This window comes from Pseudomonas sp. MF09150 (genome assembly GCF_059862355.1).
Map to the genome: position 1 here is coordinate 847,803 of NZ_JCBCUS010000001.1, position 19,354 is coordinate 867,156.

At 64.4% G+C, this 19,354-nt stretch carries 16 protein-coding genes; 7 read left to right on the plus strand and 9 right to left on the minus strand.

The features are described 5' to 3' along the window. Positions 1-10 precede the first annotated feature (10 nt). The 7 genes from AC19YX_RS03450 (at position 11) to AC19YX_RS03480 (ending at position 9,497) form a co-directional block, all read left to right on the plus strand. On the plus strand, positions 11-688 hold the full coding sequence (locus tag AC19YX_RS03450) for a hypothetical protein (protein ID WP_500605658.1): 678 nt from the start codon (positions 11-13) through the stop codon (positions 686-688). Between the two features lie 141 nt (positions 689-829). Continuing rightward, the gene (locus AC19YX_RS03455; RefSeq protein WP_421547097.1) at positions 830-1,537 is read left to right on the plus strand and encodes a RhiA family protein; all 708 of its coding nucleotides are present in this window, start codon (positions 830-832) and stop codon (positions 1,535-1,537) included. A gap of 123 nt (positions 1,538-1,660) precedes the next feature. After that, the gene (locus AC19YX_RS03460; protein WP_500605659.1) at positions 1,661-2,668 is read left to right on the plus strand and encodes an FHA domain-containing protein; all 1,008 of its coding nucleotides are present in this window, start codon (positions 1,661-1,663) and stop codon (positions 2,666-2,668) included. Further along, positions 2,643-6,521 carry a TOMM system kinase/cyclase fusion protein gene (locus AC19YX_RS03465; protein WP_500605660.1) on the plus strand — a complete coding sequence of 1,293 codons (3,879 nt, stop codon included), beginning with the start codon at positions 2,643-2,645 and terminating at the stop codon, positions 6,519-6,521. Before AC19YX_RS03460 ends, AC19YX_RS03465 begins: the two co-directional genes overlap by 26 nt. A gap of 24 nt (positions 6,522-6,545) precedes the next feature. Continuing rightward, positions 6,546-6,899 carry a BMA_0021/BMA_0022 family TOMM bacteriocin gene (locus tag AC19YX_RS03470; protein ID WP_201130628.1) on the plus strand — a complete coding sequence of 118 codons (354 nt, stop codon included), beginning with the start codon at positions 6,546-6,548 and terminating at the stop codon, positions 6,897-6,899. Between the two features lie 12 nt (positions 6,900-6,911). Beyond that, the gene (locus AC19YX_RS03475; RefSeq protein WP_201130627.1) at positions 6,912-7,268 is read left to right on the plus strand and encodes a BMA_0021/BMA_0022 family TOMM bacteriocin; all 357 of its coding nucleotides are present in this window, start codon (positions 6,912-6,914) and stop codon (positions 7,266-7,268) included. Positions 7,269-7,280: 12 nt separating this feature from the next. Beyond that, positions 7,281-9,497 carry a TOMM precursor leader peptide-binding protein gene (locus tag AC19YX_RS03480; RefSeq protein ID WP_500605661.1) on the plus strand — a complete coding sequence of 739 codons (2,217 nt, stop codon included), beginning with the start codon at positions 7,281-7,283 and terminating at the stop codon, positions 9,495-9,497. 28 nt (positions 9,498-9,525) lie between these two features. Here AC19YX_RS03480 and AC19YX_RS03485 read toward each other — a convergent pair whose 3' ends face one another. The 9 genes from AC19YX_RS03485 to AC19YX_RS03525 form a co-directional block, all read right to left on the minus strand. Further along, positions 9,526-9,729: a hypothetical protein gene (locus tag AC19YX_RS03485; RefSeq protein ID WP_078471461.1), complete on the minus strand. Its 204-nt coding sequence runs from the start codon at positions 9,727-9,729 to the stop codon at positions 9,526-9,528. Positions 9,730-9,840: 111 nt separating this feature from the next. Then, the gene (locus tag AC19YX_RS03490; protein WP_242487463.1) at positions 9,841-11,358 is read right to left on the minus strand and encodes a methyl-accepting chemotaxis protein; all 1,518 of its coding nucleotides are present in this window, start codon (positions 11,356-11,358) and stop codon (positions 9,841-9,843) included. Between the two features lie 500 nt (positions 11,359-11,858). Next, positions 11,859-12,263 (minus strand): TraR/DksA family transcriptional regulator, encoded by a 405-nt coding sequence (locus AC19YX_RS03495; protein ID WP_020300610.1) that lies wholly within the window; start codon positions 12,261-12,263, stop codon positions 11,859-11,861. Positions 12,264-12,593: 330 nt separating this feature from the next. After that, on the minus strand, positions 12,594-13,943 hold the full coding sequence (locus tag AC19YX_RS03500; protein ID WP_201130624.1) for a carbohydrate porin: 1,350 nt from the start codon (positions 13,941-13,943) through the stop codon (positions 12,594-12,596). Positions 13,944-14,159: 216 nt separating this feature from the next. Further along, positions 14,160-15,182, minus strand: coding sequence for an ABC transporter permease (locus AC19YX_RS03505; RefSeq protein WP_020300609.1), 1,023 nt, complete (start codon positions 15,180-15,182; stop codon positions 14,160-14,162). 69 nt (positions 15,183-15,251) lie between these two features. Continuing rightward, positions 15,252-16,817, minus strand: a complete 1,566-nt coding sequence (locus tag AC19YX_RS03510) for a sugar ABC transporter ATP-binding protein (RefSeq protein WP_201130623.1) — start codon at positions 16,815-16,817, stop codon at positions 15,252-15,254. Positions 16,818-16,936: 119 nt separating this feature from the next. After that, complete coding sequence (locus AC19YX_RS03515; protein ID WP_078471464.1) at positions 16,937-17,863, minus strand: sugar ABC transporter substrate-binding protein; 927 nt, start codon at positions 17,861-17,863, stop codon at positions 16,937-16,939. Between the two features lie 54 nt (positions 17,864-17,917). Further along, positions 17,918-18,118 (minus strand): hypothetical protein, encoded by a 201-nt coding sequence (locus tag AC19YX_RS03520; RefSeq protein WP_078471465.1) that lies wholly within the window; start codon positions 18,116-18,118, stop codon positions 17,918-17,920. A gap of 145 nt (positions 18,119-18,263) precedes the next feature. Further along, positions 18,264-19,310: a Gfo/Idh/MocA family protein gene (locus tag AC19YX_RS03525; protein ID WP_500605662.1), complete on the minus strand. Its 1,047-nt coding sequence runs from the start codon at positions 19,308-19,310 to the stop codon at positions 18,264-18,266. Between the last annotated feature and the right edge of the window lie 44 nt (positions 19,311-19,354).

The following is a 19,354-nucleotide window of genomic DNA, read 5'->3' on the forward strand; positions in this document are numbered from 1 at the left end:
GGGCATTGAAATGAGCACTATCTACACCATCAACGTGACCAACAACTCGCAAACTGCGCAGAGCTTTTTCTTCTTCCAATCACCCGCGGTCTATACCGGCGGTGGACTTGTCTATTCCAACAGCCTGTTCCAGTCACAACTGCAGCCCTACAGCACCTCCGGCTCGGTCCTGACGTTTCAAATGAACCAGCAATACTTTGCCGGCGCCCAGACCCAGACCACTCCCCCCACCATCGGTCATGTTTCCGGCGGGACCACCTCCAGCCAACCGATCAACCTCACACCTGCAAACACTCCCCCAGTCGGTAACGCCACCAACCTGAGCGTTTCACCGCTGGGCCTGACTCCTGCCTTCACCCAGACAGGCGTGCAGCCAGGTGCATTTCGCATCGTCGCACCGACCTACAACCCCAATACCACCGGCAACTTCAACATCGGCTCGGCCATCCAGAACGCCGCGGGCGGCCCCGCTACCGTGTCGAACTTCGTGGTGGCCCAGCCCAACCAGTTCGTCGATTGCCAGCCAATCCTGGTGTTCTACGTGCAGACCGGCAGCTACCAGGCCGGGACAGTGATCAACTTCTCCAGCGCCTCCACTCTCTCGGCCGCCTGCGACACCACCACCGGGCATACCACCTTCAACGTGACCTATAACATCGACGGCACCTGGACCATCAATCCTCAGTAAAACCACGCGCCTTCCGTTGGCGGCGTCCAGCAGCCCTGGCGCGCTCAAGCTGCTGGACTGCCCGCCAACACCGAGGGACAACCCTGGGTTATCCACCGATCGCCCGACCCGCTGTCAGGGTCAAACGCCAAGGAACGATCAATGAGCGCTGTGCAATACGCAATCTGGTTCATCAACAACTCGTCATCCAGCGGCAACGCGTGTGTGTATCAGGACTCGGCCAACGTCACGCTCAATAACGGTGATGGGTTTCAGACCCTGGCCTGGATGGTGATGGGGGCCAACCCGGGAACGCAGATCAAGTTCGTCTGGAGCCTGAGCTACGACTTGGTCTGGTTCGACTATGACAGCCCCCTGACCCAGCAAATCATTGCCGCGCCTCCCGGCAACCAGGTCACCCTCAGCCAGAACCAGTACGGCTATACGTTCTCCAAACCTAGCTCGGGAACCGCCGGGGCCCTGGTGATCAAGGCCGATGCGACGGTCGCACCGGTCAACAATGTGATCTGCGGCATCGGTCTGGATGGCGCCGGGACCTTTGGCGTAAAACCCCAACCCAATCAGGCGGGCACCTTCACCCCCTGCACCGGCCCGCTGACGTACTGGATCAGCTTCGGTTACAACGGTGCAACCAACGACGTCATCGTCCCTGAAGCCCTGAACCTGTCCCAACAGATCACCTTCCCCGCCGGCATCTACAACATGACCGCGTTCTATAACATCGACGGCACCTGGACCTTGAAAAGCGGCAGCCCGAGCCAGCCCGCCAGCATGGCCAAGGGTCAGCAGACCGGCCCGATCATTTACAACCCGGCCGAACAGGCGCGCCCCAATACCATGCAGGCCTAATGCCATATTTCCGCCATTTCAGATAAATCCTTACAACGCACAGAATTTTCTGAAACAGATTTGCAGCGGCTGAACTTCCATGGATACTCCGCTCGGGAACTTGTCTAAGCAGGGAGCTGAGCCATGGCCATTTTGTTGAATTCGTCGACGGGCGCATTGCACGCGCTCAAGTCTTGTCATGTATTCGGCCGACTCGCCCAGCGCTGTGACAGCCCACTGACCGCCATCGATATTTCCCTGCTGCACGCCACCGTTCGCTGGAGCTCCCAGCAGTGGTTGCTGACCGACCAGAGCCGCAACGGCTGCCTGCTCAACGAACAGCCCCTGACCCGACACCAACCGGTAGCCATCAAGCTCGGCGACGAAATCCGTTTCGGCATGCTCGATGCCACGCCCTGGCGTGTGGTCGACCTGGCTCCGCCCGCCGACCTGCTGATCCCCCTCGCGCCCCACGTGGAACCGCTCACCCTGCACAACTTCCTGGTGCTGTCCGACGAGGGGCCGCCCTACAGCTGCATTTACCGCACCCCCGACGGTTGCTGGATGCAGGAAACCAGCGACGGCGCGGTCCCGTTGCGCGATGGCGAGCTGCTGCATTTCGATCATCAGGACTGGCGGCTGTCGTACTCCAGCGAAGAGCAGAACACCCTGGTCAGCGCGCCGTCGTCCCTCAGCAGTTGCATGCGCTTCAAGACCAGCCTCGACGAAGAGCATGTGCAACTGACCCTGTTTCGCGGCGCGCAGAGCCTGGAGCTGGGGGAAAGGACCCATCATTACCTGCTGCTGTTGCTTGCCCGCCAGCGCCTGGCCGACGCTGCCCAGGGATTCGACCTCCATACCCAGGGCTGGCTGGAGCTCGATGACCTGGTGGGCATGCTGGGCCTGGACAAGGCGCACCTGAACATCCAGGTGTTCCGCCTGCGCAAGCAGTTCCAGCAAGCGGTGTCCCAGGGGCTGATCGGCCAGGACTTTATCGAAAGGAGGCGCGGCGGCGTGCGCCTGGGCAGCGTGGCGATCGAGGTCTGGCGGGGCTCATCGCTCGAAGGTCGCTGGCAGCCGGCGACGAGCATGCACCTCCCCCCGACCTCGATGAGCATGTTCGGCCATGAACTCGATATCCCGGTCCTTTGATCTACCCGGCTATGAACTCACCGGCCTGCTCGGCAGCGGAGGCATGGCCTCGGTTTTCCGGGCGCGGCAGAACAGCACCGGGCAGTGGGTCGCGATCAAGCTGCTGCAACTGGACCCCGATGCCGCCGACAGCCTGAGCGCCCCTCGGCTGACCCGCTTCGATCGCGAAACCGCACTTTGCGCGCGTCTGCACCACCCCCACATCGTGCGCCTGCTGGACAAGGGCACGCTGAATCGACACCTGTATTACGCGGTCTATGAATACCTGCCCGGTGAAACCCTGCGCGAATACATCCTGCGCCAGGGTGCGCTGTCGGCCGCCGAGGCGACCCAGATCATGCTGCAGGTCCTCGACGCCCTGGCCTGCGCCCACGCCCTGGGCATCGTGCACCGTGACCTGAAACCGCAGAACATCATGATCGATGCCACCAACGCCAGGCCCAGCGCCACGCTGTTCGACTTCGGCATCGGCCTGGCCCTGGATGACGTACCCGCGCCGCTCGACGCCACGGACATCACGGGCACCCCCTCCTATAGCGCTCCGGAACAACTGCGGGGCGAGCCGGCCACGGCAAAGACCGACCTCTATGCCTGGGGCCTGCTGTTTATCGAATGCCTGACCGGGCGCTCGGCCTTTCACGGCGCGACGCTGGCCGAGATCTACCATGCCCAGCTCACGCCCCAGGACCTGCCCCTGCCGCCCGGGCTGGCGGGCCATCCCTTGCAGGAGGTGCTGCGTGCGGCGCTGGCCAAGCAACCCCGAATTCGTGCCGGGGATACCATCGGGCTTTACCAGCGCCTGGCGTCGGTCAACGTCGACAATCTGCTGCGCCCGATGACCCTGGCCGAACATGATCAGCCCGCTGCTCCCGATCACGAACGGACCTGGATCAACCCCAGCAGCCCCTCGCGCGCGCCCTTCGAAAAACGCCAGGTCACCGCCCTTTATTGCAGCGTCAGCCTGGGCCGCACCGGCTCGACCACGATTGACCTGGAGACGCTCGAAGCCCTGCAGCGTGAGCACCTTTCCACCTCGCTGGACATCGTCCAGCGCCTGGGTGGCCACGCCATGGGCGCGCTGGCCGCGGCCATGCTGTTTTACTTCGGCTACCCCAGGGTCAGCGACCGCAGTGGCCAGCACGCCGCTCGCGCCGCCCTCGAACTGATCGGCCAGACCCGGCGCCGGGCCCAGGCGCTGCGTGCGCAACACGGTGTGGTGCTGGAGATGTCGATCGCCATCCATGTCGGCGACGTGCTGCTGTGCGCCGACATGCAGCCCAGCCAGACCGCCGCCCGGGCCCAGGAGCTGCAACGCCGGGCCGCTCCCGGGCAGATCCGCCTCAGCCAGGATGCCCGGCTGGCCCTGGCCAGGTTTGTCGAGTGCAGCCAAGTGATGCCTCAGATGGCAAGCGACGCGCCGACCTACCTGCTGGTCAGGGAGCACGCCAGCGATGGTTTTTCCTTCCTCGATCACGGCATCGAGGCCATGGCCGGGCGCCAGGTTGAACTGCAGGCGCTGCAGGCCCTGTGGCGCAACACCCTGGCCGACGGCGGGCGGGCCATGCTGCTGTGTGGAGAAGCCGGCGTCGGTAAATCCAGGCTGCTGTTCGAATGGGCCGCCCTCGATGACGGCCTTATTCTGTCGAGCCTGTGCGAGCCGGAACAGCAACATGCGGCGCTGTATCCGGTGCTGCGCTGGGTGCGCCAGTATCTCGAACGCGGCACCAGCGCCCAGCCCCAAGACCGCGTCCAGCGCCTGCACCGCCATCTGGAGGAACTGGGCCTGGATGCCGATCACCTGAGCGTGCTGCTGTGCTCCTGGCTGGGCATCGGCGGCGCGCCCCAGCGGCCGGGTTTCTGGGAAAAACATTCGCCCGAACTGCAAAAGCAGATGCTGCTCGATGCCCTCGAACGCCTGCTGCTGTCCATCGGCGAGCGCCAGCCCCTGCGTCTGCTGCTGGAAGATACGCACTGGATCGACCCCAGCAGCGCGGCCTTCCTCGACCAGTTGCTGCCCAAGCTGCAAGGCACCGCCATCTGCCTGGTGATGACCGCGCGAACCGAGGAATCGCCGTGGATCCCCAGGGTCCCGAGCCTGCCCCTGAGCGGCCTGGACCGCGCCACCCTGGAACAGTTGCTGAGCCCCCTGCTGGGTGGCAGACAGATCGACGCCCAGGCCCTGCACAGCATCCATGAACACACGGCGGGGATTCCGCTCTACGTGCAGGAACTGGTGGCCTTCCTGCGCAGTCGCGGCGACCTGGTGCTGAACGGTGACACTTACCAGTTGGCCACTGCGCACCTGCGCGAGCTGTTGCCGGTGAGCCTGCGCGAGACCCTCGGCCACAGCCTGCACCGAGTCGGCGCGGCCAAGCACACCGCGCAACTGGCCGCCGCGCTGGGGCGTGAGTTCGACCCCGAGTTGCTGGCGCAGATTGCCCCGTGCGACGACGTGACCCTGCATGCCCACCTGCAGACTCTGCTCAGCGTGGGCCTGGTCTCGCGCTGCCGCCAGGTGGGCGATGCGCACTACATTTTCAAGCACGCGCTGCTGCGCACCGCGGCCTACGACAGCATGCCGCGCGCGGCCCGGGAACAGGCCCACGGGCGGATCGCCGCCGCTCTCGAAGCTCGCCTGTGCACCAGTGGCCAGGGCGAACAGGGCGTGCTGGCGCACCATCACGCTGCCGCCGCCCAATATGAGCAGGCCCTGCACTGGAGCGGACAAGCCACCGAGCAAGCCCTGCAACGGGCCTTGTATGACGCGGCCCTGGACCTGATCGCCGAGGCCGAACCCTGGCTCGAACAGCTGCCACGCTCCCGGCGCCAGGGCCCGGAACTGCGCCTCTATCGCCTCAAGATCAGCGCCTTGATGGCCCGCCATGGCTGGGCCAACGAGCGGGTGCGCAACACCGCGAACCGCGCCCATCAGTTGGCCCTGCGCTCGACCAACGCCGAGCACACCCCCGCCCTGCTCTGGTCGCTGGCGACCTACCACCATGTGGCCAGCCACCGCCGCGAAGTCCGGCAGATCGTCGCCCAGTTGTATAACCGCCAAAGCGCCTCCAGCGAGGAGCGCATCGCCGCCCTGGTGCTGGCCGGCAGCGCGGCCTGGATCGACGGCCACTACGGCCTGGCGCGCGAGCACCTGCAACAGGCCGTGGCGCTGCCCCGGTCATCCCAGCGCGTGGAACAGACCCTGTTGTATGGCCTGGACTGCGGCATCTGGGCGCAATCGGTGCTGGCCTGCGTCACCTGGTTTACCCACACCGACGACAGCCTGGCCCACGGTCTGGCCGCGGATGCCGTGCGCCAGGCCCGCGAGCTCGATCATGTGCCTTCCCTGGGCCTGGCCCTGATGTACCAGGCCTATATCCACCAGTACGCCGGCGACCTGCAGCAGACCGCACAGGTCTGCGGACAACTGGTGGAGCTGGCCACGACCTATGGCTTGCCGGCATACGGGGCCTACGGCGAATTGATTCAAAGCTGGACCCAGGCCTCCTTCGCCAGGGCCAGCCGCACCATCGACCAGTTGCGGCAACTGGGCTGCCTGCTGGGGCATACCTACTTCCACGGCTTGATGGCCGATATCCAGTCCCACCAGGGCCATCAGGCCGAGGCCCTGAGCCTGTGCAACAGCGGCTTGGCGCTGTGCGACGAACTGGGCGAACGCTACTACCAGCCCGAACTGCTGCGTCTGAAAGCCCGGGTGCTGTCGCGCCAGGGGGCCCAGCGCAATGCCACGGAGATTGCCGATACCCTGCAACAGGCCTGCGCCCTGGCCGAACAGATGCAGATGTCGCGTTCCCGGCGCGATGCACAAAAGGACATGAGCAATTTGTTTCACTAACCGCGCTGCAAACAAGGAGTTGTCATGGAGCACAAGGTCTCAACGTCGGTATACGACGAATTTTTGCTGTACCGCGCCCAAGTCATTCGCGCCGTGGCCCTGGCCTGGCAGGACGAGGGCTTCAAGGCCGCACTCCGGGAAAACCCCCGGGCGGCGGTGCGCCAGTACCTGAACTATGAAATCCCCTTCGCCCTGGAAATCGACGTGATCTTCGACAACGCCGAGTTCCGTCCGGAAACCGTGGTCGACTGGCTGGTGAAGAAAACCGACCGCCTGCAACTGCACCTGCCCCCGGCGCCACCGGCGAATCAGCAGGCCGAGGCCCTGGCGGCCTACAACCTGCAGTTCCTGACCTTCCTGCAACCCCAGACCCGCTGAAGGAGCCACGCCATGCCACGCCTCAACGAAGTACCCAGCCAGGAAGTGCTGCTTGAATTCTCCGAAGTCTATTTGCGCGCCGTGGCCCTGTCCTGGGGTGACAACGACATCAGCGTGGCTTTCCGCCAGCTGTTTATCGAATCGCCGAAACAGGCCCTGATCGACTACTTCGGCTATATCGTGCCCTGGAACATCGACCTGGTGATTACCCCCTGCGACCCCAGCCAGGGCTGGAACGGCCGGGAGTGGTTGCTGCCGCCCAACCGCATGACCTTCAGCATCCCCGAGACGCCTGCGCTTGAGGAGCAGGCCATTGCGCTGGCGGCCTACAACGACGCCGGGCCGATCTACCTGTTTACCTGCTGCTGAGGACCTTGCGTCATGCCGGATCAGATACGCCCGCGGGCGCCACAAACCTGCCCCAGAATCGCGCCAGGCTTTGCCTTGCATCGGCTGGACGACGACAGCCTGGTGGTGGTGAGTGAGTCCAGGCGCGCCCTGATCCGGCTCAAGGGTCTGGGGCTGGTAGCCCCCCTGATCGATGGGGGGCATACCGGCTCGCAGATCATTGATCAATTGGCGGGGCGTCTCGACGGCCCGCAAGTAGAAAGCATCCTGCAAGCCCTGGCGCGCGCCGCCTACATCCAGCTGCACGCACCGCCACAGAGCGACGAGGCCCGCGCCGAACAGGCTTTCTGGCGCCAGGCTTCAGGGCGGGATGGGGCGGCGCCACCGCTGAGCCAGGTCGATCTGGTGCGCACCGCCAGCGTCAGCCTGGAACGCTTCGAGCGGTGTCGGCAGGCCCTGCAATTGGCCGGGATCGAGGTGCAGGCAGACGCTGCACTGAAGCTGGTGCTGTGCGATGACTACCGCTGCCCCGAACTGCACAGGTTGTGCCGGCAGGCGCAACAGCAAGGCCGCCCCGTGCTACTGGCCAGGCCCAATGGCCTGACGCCAAGCATCGGGCCCTTTATCGAACTGCCGCAGAGCGCCTGCATCGATTGCCTGCGGTTCTGGATCGGCACCCAGAAGCCCCTGGAGACCTGGCTGGAACAGCAAGGGTCGCCGACCTATGCCCGCCCGCCGCTGACCTGCGGGCCGGCCAGTGAAATGGCGTGCCACGGGCTGTTGACCATGGCCATCGAACACTGGTTCAGCCAACAGGACGGCAGCCCCCGGCAGGCCTGGGACATCCTGTCGCTGGACACCCGAACCCTGCAGACACAGGCCCACACCCTGGTCAAACGCCCCCAGTGCCCAGGCTGCGGAACGCCCGACCTGATGACTCTCCAGGCCTGGCGCCAGCCTTGCCTGGAGGCCGCGCCCGGCCAGCGGCTCGAAGGCGGCTACCGCCATCAGCGCGCGCAGCGGACCTATGAGCGCTACCGGCATCTGGTCAGCCCCCTGACCGGGCCGATCTGCTACCTGCACACCATGCCCCGGCGGCATGACGGCCTGCGCCAGGTCTATGTGTCCGGCTACATGGTGCGCCCCGACCCACAGGCCCCGGGGCTGGCCATCGACAAGGTCTGCGCCGGCAAAGGCGCGACCGCCGAACAGGCCCGTACCAGCGCCCTGTGTGAGGCTCTGGAACGATTCAGCGGGGTCTATCAGGGCGATGAGGCCCGTACCCGGGCGCGCCAGGTGGACCTTGCCGAACCCAGCCTGGGCTTCAATCCGTTGCAGCAATTCAGTGAGCGGCAATTCGCCCGGCGCCAGCAGATCAACGCCGGCACCCGCGATGTCCGGCAACAGGTGCCCCTGCCCTGGGATCCCCGGACCGCCATCGACTGGACCCCGGCCTGGTCCCTGAGCCAGCAGCGCTGGTGCCAGGTGCCCCTGGCCTACTGCTATGCCCAGGCCCCGGAAGAGTCCGGGCTGGCGTTCGGCATCCACAACCCCAATGGCACCGCGGCCGGCACCAGTGTGGCGGAGGCGTTGCTCCAGGGCACCCTGGAGTTGGTGGAGCGGGATGCGACGGCCATCTGGTGGTACAACCGGCTGCAACGCCCGGGGCTCGACCTGGCCAGCTTCAACGACCCGTATTTCAACCAACTGGCGGCGGACTACGCGGGGCTCGGCTGGCAGCTCTGGGTCCTGGACCTGACCCACGACCTGGAGATACCGGTGTGCGCCGCCGTGGCCTGGCATCCCGAGGAAGACCGCCACGCCCTGGGCTTCGGCTGCCACCTCGATCCGCACCTGGCGGTGCAGCGCGCGCTGACCGAGGTCAACCAGCTGTTCGATCCGCTGGTGCGCGGTCCCGATCCCTGGAATCGCCAACTGCTGGCAGACGCCAGTTTTCTGCAACCCGTCGGCAGCCTTTCAGCCCGGGACTTCACCCAGGCACCGGAATCCCTGGAACAGGCCTTGGACCACTGCCAGCGCGTGTTCGCACGGCAAGGCCTGGAATGGCTGATGGTGGACAAGACCCGTCCCGATCTCGGCTTGAATGTGGTGCAGGCCATCGTGCCCGGGCTGCGCCATTTCTGGCCGCGCTTCGCAGCCGGGCGCCTGTATGACGTGCCCTGCACCCTGGGTTGGCGAACTGCCCCCCTCGACGAGAGCGAGCTCAACCCGGCGCCGCTGTTTCTATAGCAGCGTCAAGGGCGGTTCGGCGACAGGATCAATGCAGGCGGGCAGGCTCGGCCGCTGCAAGTTGCGCCTGCCAGGCGGCGCGGCATTCCTCGGCCTCATCGCGGCTGGCGAACGCCGTACCGCGCTGCTCACCGTTGAGCAGGACTACCCAGCACACACTGCGCCCCAGGGCACGCAGGCTGGGCGGTACACCGCTGCCAATCATGACGGCGACATCGACTCTGCTGTGCATCGCATTCCCTCCGGAAGTAGTTAGCAGACTAACGATGTTGGCCATGCTAATCATTTCCGGTCCCGGGAAACAGCCGCGTCCTGCACAGCTTTGTTGCAGCCGCGGCAACAATTACCGGCGCGGTGCGGCCTGCTCGGGTTTGTAGCCCAGGCGCAGGCCACCCCAGTGCCGCCCCTTGACCATGATCGGCACCGACAGGTCGTGCATCAGTTCGCCGGTGTCGCGGGTGTAGGTCTGTAGCAGCAGCGCCTGCTGATGGCTGCCACAGCGGATGCCGGTGCGGTCCTCGAACTTGCGCTTGGTGCGGTTATGCAGGGTGTCGACCTGGGGGTCGCCGGTCAGTGGCTGGGAAAACACCTGGTTGTGGGTGGGCACATAACCCTGAGGGGTGCAGGCGATGGCAAACACCAGACCGTCGTGGCGGGTCAGCAATGACTCCTGGATCGCCGGCAGCACCTGGTCGGTGTAGCGGTCGAAACGGGTCTGGTACTTGGCCGGTGCCGTGTTGGGGATCAGTTGGTAGCTGCGGTCGAACAAATCGTCGAGGGCAACCCGGTTGTGCTCCACATCGGTCTCGAACTGCTGCGCGATGCGGTTCGCCCCCTCCCGGGCCAGGTCGTAGACCCGCTGGTGATAGTCGTCCAGGCCGACCTCGGCCAGGCGCTCGCTGATGGTTTCGGCCTGGCCCTCCATCTGCACCGCGGCGTCGGCCAGGCTGCGGGTCTGCTGGTCGCTGATGGCCAGGTCGCTGCGCATCTGCTCCACCGCATGGAACAGGCTGTCCAGCTGTTCGCGGTTGGTTTGCGCACCCCGGGCAATCTCGCTGACCTGGCCTTCGACCCCGGCCGCCAGGCGCGCGATGTCTTCCAGGTGTTGGCCGGTGTGCTCAACCTGCTCCACCCCAATGGTGAGGTCGGCGGACAGCTGGCGGATCTGCTCCACCACCTGGGCCGTGCGCTGCTGGATATCCGCCACCATCACCCCGACCTCGTCGGTGGCCGTGGCCGTGCGTCCGGCCAGGCCGCGCACTTCATCGGCCACCACCGCAAAGCCGCGGCCATGCTCGCCGGCCCGCGCCGCTTCGATGGCGGCGTTGAGCGCCAACAGATTGGTCTGGCTGGCAATCGACTGGATGACCAGGGTCACGCGCTGGATCTCTTCGCTGCGCTGGCTCAGGGCTTCGATCAATTCGCGGCTGGCATTGGCGCGCTGACTGAGCTGGTGCATGCGGGTGATGGACTCGGCCAACACGCTGCGGCCTTCGGCACTGCGCTCGTGGGCCTGGCTGGCGGCGCCCAGGGCCTCGCGGCTGAGCTGAGAGGTGGCCTGCTCGGTCTGGATCATGACCTCGGCACTGCTGACAATCCGCGCCGCCGAATCGAGCTGGGATTGCAGTTTGCCTGCCAGCTGCTTCACCGAAAACGCCACGCCGGCGGCGGACAAGGCGTTATGGCTGGTGCTGTAGGACAGGTCGCGGGTCAGCGCAGCCATGTCGCCCTGCTCGGCAGACACACTGGCCACGGGCACCTTGCGCGAGCGCAGGCGCGGCAACCAGATCACCAGCACCGCCAGTGGCAGGCACAGGTACAGCGGCCAGCCCCACAGGGCCAGGCCACTTAACAGCAGCATAAGGGCGATGCTCTGCAGAGTCGGCGCCCACCAGCGGCTGGCGGTGTCGGGTAGTTGAGCCGGTTGCGCAGCGGCAACCGATAGAGATCCGTCCCTTGTCACATTGATTACCCCGAGCAGTTTCTAATTGTTTGCAAGCATTAGACGATACTAGAACGCCATTATCCATGGTCCCTTAGTCGGGGGGTTGCAGCAGGTCAATGGATGGGGTCAGTCAGTTGGCGGGGATTTTCGATGTCAGCAGCAATATCAAAATGATCCTATAACCGCTGCCGTCGGGCTGCGCTGACCCTGAGTGCGCTGTGGCGTGTCGGATACATGAGTAGGTTTGTGTAGCCGCTACCGAGGCACGAGGCTGCGCCGGCCGGGATGGACGCCGTGGGGGAGTCAGGTAAATGTGCGGTGTTTGGACGGGCCCGTGCAGCCTGCGGCAGCGGCCACAGGCCAAAGGCAAAAATCTGGGACTTGGCGCCGCCGGCGTAGCGGCGGCGCTGATGGCATCAGGCTTGGCGCTGGTGCTTGTCGATCTGCTCGTGGCGCTCTTGGGCTTCGATGCAGTACTTGGTGGTCGGGCTGATCAGCAGGCGCTTGAGGCCGATGGCCTCGCCGCTGTCGTCGCACCAGCCGAAGCTGTCGTCACCGATCCGACCCAGGGCCTGTTCGAGCTGCGGCAGCATGCGCTGGTCGCGGTCGATGGAGTTGACCAGCCAGGTGCGCTCTTCTTCGACCGAAGCGGCGTCGGCCGGGTCAGCCGGGGTGTCCAGGCTTTCAATGGCGATCCGGTTCTGCTCGATGCGCTCGTGGGTTTCCACCTTCATGGCTTGCAGCAGCTCAGTGAAAAAAGCCAGTTGCTCGGCATTCATGTAGTCATCCGCCGGCATGGCCAGCAACTTTTCCTTTGTCATTGATTTCTCTATAAAAAATACGTGCATTAAGGCGAATTAGGGAGCGTTCCGGTCGACCCTCTGGGGTCTCTGGAAAGGCGCCATACATTCCAAGCGCCACCCGGCACTCAATTTACGAGGGGCGGCAGTCTAAGGCCGGTTTGAGGCCTCAGCAACTGAAATGAGAGTCAATCTGTCCGACAAAGCGCCGAAAGCCCGCTATTGCGGGCTTTGTCGGTACAGATCGGAGTGCGTTTATAACAAAAAATTCCATCCTGAGGGGTCTTTTAGAAGACAAACGGCAGTGCCATTCGAGAAAAACCGGGCACTGCCCCCTGAAAAACCGCTTTTTCAGAACACCGTCTCGACCTTGACCCCGCCGATGACTGCCGAATCCACTTCGCGCACGCCGCCCGGATTTTTCACGTATTGCAGGTTCGGCCGTACCGTCAGCCACTGGGTGACGTGGACCCCGTAGTACAACTCCGAACTGTATTCACTGCGCTGCAACGGGATATAGCCGGGGTTGTCGTAATCGCCGATGCCGTTGACCTGGTTCTGCAACTGGGCGCGCTCGCGATAATCGCTGTTGGTGTGCACCCGGGCCACGCCAAAACCGATGGCGTCCTTGGGCCGTGCATCGAACGGCCCGTTGTACACCAGCCCGGCCTGGATGAAGTGGTCGACCTGATTGGTGTCCTTGTCATGCAGGGTCAGGTTGGCGAACAACGACAAGCCACGGCTGGCGTCCCCGGCATGCCGAGTCACCTGTTGCTGGGCCACCAGCCAGTAGCCGGACTTGCTGCCATGGGTGCGCAGGTCATTGCCGGTCAGAGGTTGCGGCTGGCCGTTGAGGTCCTTGAGCACGTCGTTGGCCTTGGCCGTGCTGTAGTAGTAACCGGCGCGGTACTCGCCGGGCAGACCGTTGACCTTGGGCGACCACACCACCTCCACCGGCAGGAGCGTGCCCTGGGTGCCACTGCCGTCGAGCTTGAAGCCATTGCCGGTCTCCAGGTTCGACGGGTTCTGGTTGTAGGCGCCGATCTGCACGAACCACTGCGGGTTGATGCTGTACCTGACCCGCCCGGCCAATTGGCTGACCGGCCAGTTGTACCAGATGCCTCCCGCCCAGTTGCCGACCTGGGAACCGCAGAAGGTCAAGCTCTGGAAGTCGCAGGGAAAGCTGTTGAAGTCTTCTCCGGGGCCGAAGCGACCGAGCTTCACGTCCAGCGCCCCGTCCTGCAAAAAGCCCTTGCTGAACCACAGCTGGGTCAAGCGCCAGGTCTGCCCACGACCATAGACTTCCTGGGACGAGGTGTAGCCGCCAACCCGCGGGTCGGCGATGCGGTCGTTGGTCAGGCTGCGGCCGTCGCGCTCGGTGATCGCCAGTTTGAACTGGGCATTCTCCAGGCCCATGGCCTTTTGCAGATCGACCTTGAGACCAAACACGAACTGCTCGGTCCAGCGCGCGGTCCGGTCGTCGTTGTAACCGCCCTTGAGGTTGCTGGCGAACTCGCCACCGTGCTCGAGCTGGACGTCGTAGCCTTTATTCAGCCACTCGGTACGCAGGCCGCCCCAGTCGCCGGTCAGCCATTTCGAGTCGGCAGCGAACGCGTCCGCCGCCTGGCCGTGGTCGGCAAAACCGATGGCTGCCAGCAACAGGCAGGGGGAAAGGTAACGCGGGTCTTTTCTTGCGCCCATGGCAAAGCTCACCTCTATTTATTGTTGTTAAGGTTTTTTTGATGCGGGTTGTGGGGGTACTGCGGGTATTGGCAGGTCTTCGGTCAGCCCGGCTCGATCATGGCCGGACCGTGACCGGGGCCGGTGGCGACAAGGCGCGACACCGGCCCCGGCCCTTGCTGCACAGGGGCTGGCAAGCCAGCCGCGGTGCCTGTGGTCAAGGGCGCGATGTGAGCATCAGCGCTTGAGCTTGCGCTTGTTGCGGTACTGGTCGATGACCACCGCCACCACAATGATCAGGCCCTTGATGATGTCCTGGATGTAGGCATCGACCCCGACAAAGGTAAAGCCGCTGGCCATGACCCCGAGGATCAGCGCGCCGATCACGGTGCCGGTGATGCGCCCGACCCCACCGGCCAGGCTGGTGCCGCCGATCACTGCCGCGGCGATGGCGTCCAGTTCATAGGACATGCCCATCCCCGCCTGCCCGGTGGCGGCCCGTGCCGAGGCCACCACCCCGGCCAGGCCCGCCAGCAGCCCGGCGATGCTGTAGACGATCACCAGGTGACGCTTGACGTTGATCCCCGAGGTCCGCGCCGCCTGCATATTGCCGCCGATGGCGTAGGTGTACTTGCCGTACTTGGTGTAGCGCAGGGCGATGTGGAAGATCACCGCCACCACCAGGAAAATCACCACCGGCATCGCCCCGTGGCCGATGGCGGTGTAGGAGTCCGAGAGCATGCTCACCGGCTGGCCTTCGGTGTAGTAGCGGGCCAGGCCCCGGGCCGAAACCATCATGCCGAGGGTGGCAATAAAGGGAGGGATACCGGTGATGGCGATGATGCTGCCGTTGATCGCCCCCGCCAGCAGCCCGACCCCCAGCCCGGCGATCACCGGGATCCACACCGGCAGGTCGGTCAATGAGGGGAACACCGCCCGGGCAAAGTCCGAGGTCTGCGCCAGGCTGGCGGCGATCATCGCCGACAGCGCCAGCACCGAGCCAGACGACAGGTCGATGCCGGTGGTGATGATCACCTGGGTCACGCCGATGGCCAGCAGGCCGATGATCGACACCTGCAAGATCATCAGCACCAGGCGCTGGGAGTTCATCAGGAAGCTTTGATCACGCACGATCCAGCCGAACACTTCGAAGACCAGACCGATGCCGATCAGCACCAGGAAAATACTCAGCTCGGTCGGCAACCGACGACGCGCTCGGGTCGGCGCCGTGGCAGGTTTGTTTTCCAGTATCGCGTTCATAACCATTCACCTTTTATGTCCGTGGCCGACGGCGAACCACTGCGCCCTCGACCTCAATGCCTGTAAGAACTAGTGGACCAGGGCCATGCCCGAGGCCAGTTGCATGACACGTTCCTGTGTCGCTTCGGCACGGTCGAGGGTGCCCATCAGCTCGCCTTCGTGCATGACCATGACCCGGTCACTCATGCCCAGCACTTCGGGGAGTTCCGAGGAAATCATGATCACCGCCATGCCCTCGCTGGCGAGGAACGAGATCAGCCGATAGATCTCGGCCTTGGCCCCGACGTCGATGCCGCGGGTCGGCTCGTCGAGGATCAGGATCCGCGGATTGGTCATCAGCCAGCGCGCCAGCAGGGCCTTTTGCTGATTGCCGCCCGACAGGGTGTCGATGCACTGCTCCAGCGACGGGGTCTTGACCCGCAGCTTCTGGCACATGTCCTCGCACAGGGCGCGCAAGGCCTTTTGCTGGACGAAACCACCGCCGGCGTAATGGGGCAGCACCGCCACCTCCATGTTTTCCAGGACCGACAGGCAGGGGAACAGGCCACTGAGCTTGCGATCCTCGGTCAGCAGGGCAAAGCCCTTCTCGATGGCCAGGTGCGGGTTGCCGATGCGCAATGGCTGGCCGTCGAGGCGGATTTCGCCGCCGTCGCTGGGGGTGATGCCGAACAGGGTTTCGGCGACGTTGGTCCGCCCCGAGCCCATCAGCCCGGCGATGCCGAGAATCTCCCCGGCGTGCAAGTCGAACGACACCCCGGCGAAGATCCCGTCCAGGCGCAGGTCGCGCACCGACAGCAGCAGATCGCCGATGGGCTTTTCCCGCACCGGGAACAACTGGCTCAGCTCGCGCCCGACCATCATCGAGATCAGGCTGTCACCGTCCATGCTGTCGGCGCGTTGCAGGCCGATGTAGGCGCCGTCGCGAAACACCGCGACTTCATCGGCGATGGCGAACACTTCATTCATTTTGTGGGTGATATAGATGATGCCCTTACCCTGGGCCTTGAGGTCGGCAATGATCGAGAACAGGTGCGCCACCTCCTTGTCGGTGATGGCCGAGGTCGGCTCATCCATGATCAGCACATCGGAGTCGTAGGACACCGCCTTGGCAATCTCGACCATCTGCCGTTCGGCGATGCTCAGGTTGCCCACCTGCTCCTCGGGGTCGAGGTCGATGCGCAGGCGCTCCAGCAGCCGGGCGGTGCAGCGGTGCATCTCGCGGTGATCGATCATGTGCAGGCCGTTGAGTTGCTCACGGCCGATCCAGATATTTTCGGCGATGCTCATGTGCGGCATCAGGTTGAGTTCCTGGTGGATCATCGCGATCCCCGCCTGCAACGCCGCAAGCGGCGTGTCGAACACCACGGGCCGGCCCTTGAGCCGCAGCTCGCCGGCATCGGGCTGGTAAATGCCGGCGATGATTTTCATCAGGGTCGACTTGCCCGCACCGTTCTCGCCCATCAGCGCCAGCACCGTGCCCGGGCGCACCCGCAGCTGCACATCGGACAGGGCAATCACACCGGGAAAGCCCTTGCTGACGTTGATCACTTCCAGCAGGTAGGGTTCGTCCGTGGCCAGGGCGCCGGGCGGAATCGCCAGCGGCGCAGTGCTCACAGCAGTCGCGCGAGAGAACATGATCAGGTACTCCATCAGCCAGGCGGCCCGAGGCTGCCTGGCCGCTTATTGTTGTTATTGAACGGACGATGACGGTGTCGATGCCCCGCCGCTCTGGCGCCGGGGCGAGGTCAGCGGCATTACTTGAACTGGTCGACGTTGTCCGGGGTGATCAGGCGATAAGGCACCCAGACAGCTTGTTCCACCGGCTCATGCTTGATCATCTTCACCGCGGTATCGATCGAGCCATCGGCCTGGCCCTTGGCATCCTGGAACACCGAGACCGTCAGGTCGCCCTTCTTCACCGCACGCAGGCCGTCGGGCGTACCGTCGACCCCGGCGATCAGCACGCTGCCCTTCTCCACCCCGGCCTGCTTGAGGGCCATGGAGGCGCCGATGGCCATTTCGTCGTTGTTGGAAACGATGGCGTCGAACTTGCGGCCCTGGGTCAGCCAGTCGTTGACCAGGGTCATGCCTTTATCCCGCAGCCAGATGCCGGTCTGTTCCTGGTCAACCTTGATCCCCGGGTACTTGGCCAGCACTTCCTTGACGCCCTTGGTGCGGTTAGTGGTGGAGTTGTTCGCCAGGTCGCCGAGGAGGATCACGATGTCGCCCTTGCCGCCCATCTTCTCGGCCAGGTACTGCATCTGCATCTGCCCCGCTTCCAGGTCGTTGGAGGCCACGGTGACCACGCCCTTGGGCAGGTTCAGGTCATCCGGGCGGCGGTTGACGTAGACCAGGGGAATGCCGGCCTTGACCGCCGCTTCGGTGATTTTCCGGGTGGCGGCGGTATCCACCGGGTTGACCACGATGGCATCGACTTTCTGGCTGATAAAACTTTCGACCTGGCTCAGTTGCTTGACCACGTCGCTGCGGGCGTCCTCGAACTGCAACTTGACCCCATCGGGCAGGGACTTGGCCTTGTGGTCCATGGACTCGCGCAGGTAGGTCAGCCAGGTGTCATCGAACTGCGACATGCTCACGCCGATCTTCAGGTCGGCAAAGGCCGCGCCGCTGCTCAGCATCAGTGACAGGGCCAGCGTGGCGAAACGGGTCTTGGTCTTCATGAAAGGTCTTTCTCCACATTCTTGTAGGTTTTATGGATAAGGCGCAGAAGCAACTCAGTGCGGCAGGCGCACGATGGGCGCGCCGGGAATGCAGCACACCAGCGCACCGTTGTGCTCAATGCACAACAGGCCGAAAAAATACTGGAACACAGAAAGGTGCACGGCCCGGGGCAGTTCGGGGTCGCTCGGAACATGGCTGGAGCGTGGCTGGGACGTGGAAGGCAGAACGTGCGACGCACTGTTGGAGGTTTTCATCGACGGCACCTGATTTGTTTTTGTTGGCAGGCTCTCCAGGGAATCAAGCAGTGCTTGAAGCCCATCGGAGCCTTCGATAGTCGGCAACCTGGAAATGACTTTATTGGAAAATAATTTCTATATCAACTCATTTTAGAATTTTATTCTAATTTTGTTCCGGGCTGGAAACCGTTGCCAATTCCACCACCTGGCGCCGCAGCCAGCTTAGCCGCGCGGCGTCCAGCACCTGGGTGGTGGCCAGCGCATCGGCGGGGTCCACGGGCAGTGCAGTCCCCTGTTCCAGCGCTTGCAACAGCTGCTGATAGAACTGATTCCAGGCCCCGCGCTCGGAGGTGATGCGCTCGCGTTCCTGGCCCTGCTCGAACCAGCCCCAGCGCCGATGCTCTTCGACGCCCCAGCGCTCGCCTTCGGTTTTCGGCGAAAGACCGGCCACCAGCGCCTGTTCCTGGCCATCCAGGCCATCGACCGTGTAACAGCCGGCCGTGCCATTGACCCGAAAACGCGGCCCCTGGCTGTTTTGCAGGCAACTGCCGGCCAGATGGGAGACCACCCCGTTGGCGTGGCTCAGGGACACAAAAAAGCCGTGGTCGACCTCCGGCTCCTCGGGGGTGTAGTGCAGCTCGGCATACACCCGCGCCACCGGCCCGAACAGTTGCAGCGCCTGATCCACCAGGTGGCTGCCCAGGTCCCGAAGGAAGCCGCCGCCACTGTCATTGCCTAGCGACTGCGGCGCGTAGCGTTCGACCTTGGATTCGAAGCGAGTGATCCGGCCCAGGGTTCCGGACTCGATCAGTTTGCGCACCGTGAGAAAGTCCGAGTCCCAGCGCCGGTTCATGTAAACGCTGAGGGGCACCTGGCGCGCGGCGGCGCTGTCGATCAGCAACGCCGCCTGTGGTGCATCGGTCGCGAAAGGCTTGTCACTGACCACCGCGATGCCGCGTTCGATCGCCTCCAGCACCAGCGCCGGGCGCCCTGCCAACGGCGTCGAGACCACCAGCACATCGACCCCGGCCTCGGCCAGTTGGCCGATGCTGTCGAACGCCGCCAGGCCCGGGTGATCCTGGGCCAGCAACTGCCGGCGCTCGGCCGAACGGGTGACGACCCCGACAAACTGCGCGCCGGGCAAGCTGGCAATCAGCGGCGCATGAAAGTGACGGCCGCCATGGCCGTATCCGACAAGACCTATACGCATACATCCTCCTGCTGATGGGGCGGCGCGCCAGGGCCGCAAGAGCA

Bases quoted from the DNA above. Each gene is read 5' to 3' on its own strand.
- AC19YX_RS03450 (WP_500605658.1), top strand. From the start codon at position 11: ATGAGCACTATCTACACCATCAACGTGACCAACAACTCGCAAACTGCG.
- AC19YX_RS03455 (WP_421547097.1), top strand. From the start codon at position 830: ATGAGCGCTGTGCAATACGCAATCTGGTTCATCAACAACTCGTCATCC.
- AC19YX_RS03460 (WP_500605659.1), top strand. From the start codon at position 1,661: ATGGCCATTTTGTTGAATTCGTCGACGGGCGCATTGCACGCGCTCAAG.
- AC19YX_RS03465 (WP_500605660.1), top strand. From the start codon at position 2,643: ATGAACTCGATATCCCGGTCCTTTGATCTACCCGGCTATGAACTCACC.
- AC19YX_RS03470 (WP_201130628.1), top strand. From the start codon at position 6,546: ATGGAGCACAAGGTCTCAACGTCGGTATACGACGAATTTTTGCTGTAC.
- AC19YX_RS03475 (WP_201130627.1), top strand. From the start codon at position 6,912: ATGCCACGCCTCAACGAAGTACCCAGCCAGGAAGTGCTGCTTGAATTC.
- AC19YX_RS03480 (WP_500605661.1), top strand. From the start codon at position 7,281: ATGCCGGATCAGATACGCCCGCGGGCGCCACAAACCTGCCCCAGAATC.
- AC19YX_RS03485 (WP_078471461.1), bottom strand. From the start codon at position 9,729: ATGCACAGCAGAGTCGATGTCGCCGTCATGATTGGCAGCGGTGTACCG.
- AC19YX_RS03490 (WP_242487463.1), bottom strand. From the start codon at position 11,358: ATGCTGCTGTTAAGTGGCCTGGCCCTGTGGGGCTGGCCGCTGTACCTG.
- AC19YX_RS03495 (WP_020300610.1), bottom strand. From the start codon at position 12,263: ATGACAAAGGAAAAGTTGCTGGCCATGCCGGCGGATGACTACATGAAT.
- AC19YX_RS03500 (WP_201130624.1), bottom strand. From the start codon at position 13,943: ATGGGCGCAAGAAAAGACCCGCGTTACCTTTCCCCCTGCCTGTTGCTG.
- AC19YX_RS03505 (WP_020300609.1), bottom strand. From the start codon at position 15,182: ATGAACGCGATACTGGAAAACAAACCTGCCACGGCGCCGACCCGAGCG.
- AC19YX_RS03510 (WP_201130623.1), bottom strand. From the start codon at position 16,817: ATGTTCTCTCGCGCGACTGCTGTGAGCACTGCGCCGCTGGCGATTCCG.
- AC19YX_RS03515 (WP_078471464.1), bottom strand. From the start codon at position 17,863: ATGAAGACCAAGACCCGTTTCGCCACGCTGGCCCTGTCACTGATGCTG.
- AC19YX_RS03520 (WP_078471465.1), bottom strand. From the start codon at position 18,118: ATGAAAACCTCCAACAGTGCGTCGCACGTTCTGCCTTCCACGTCCCAG.
- AC19YX_RS03525 (WP_500605662.1), bottom strand. From the start codon at position 19,310: ATGCGTATAGGTCTTGTCGGATACGGCCATGGCGGCCGTCACTTTCAT.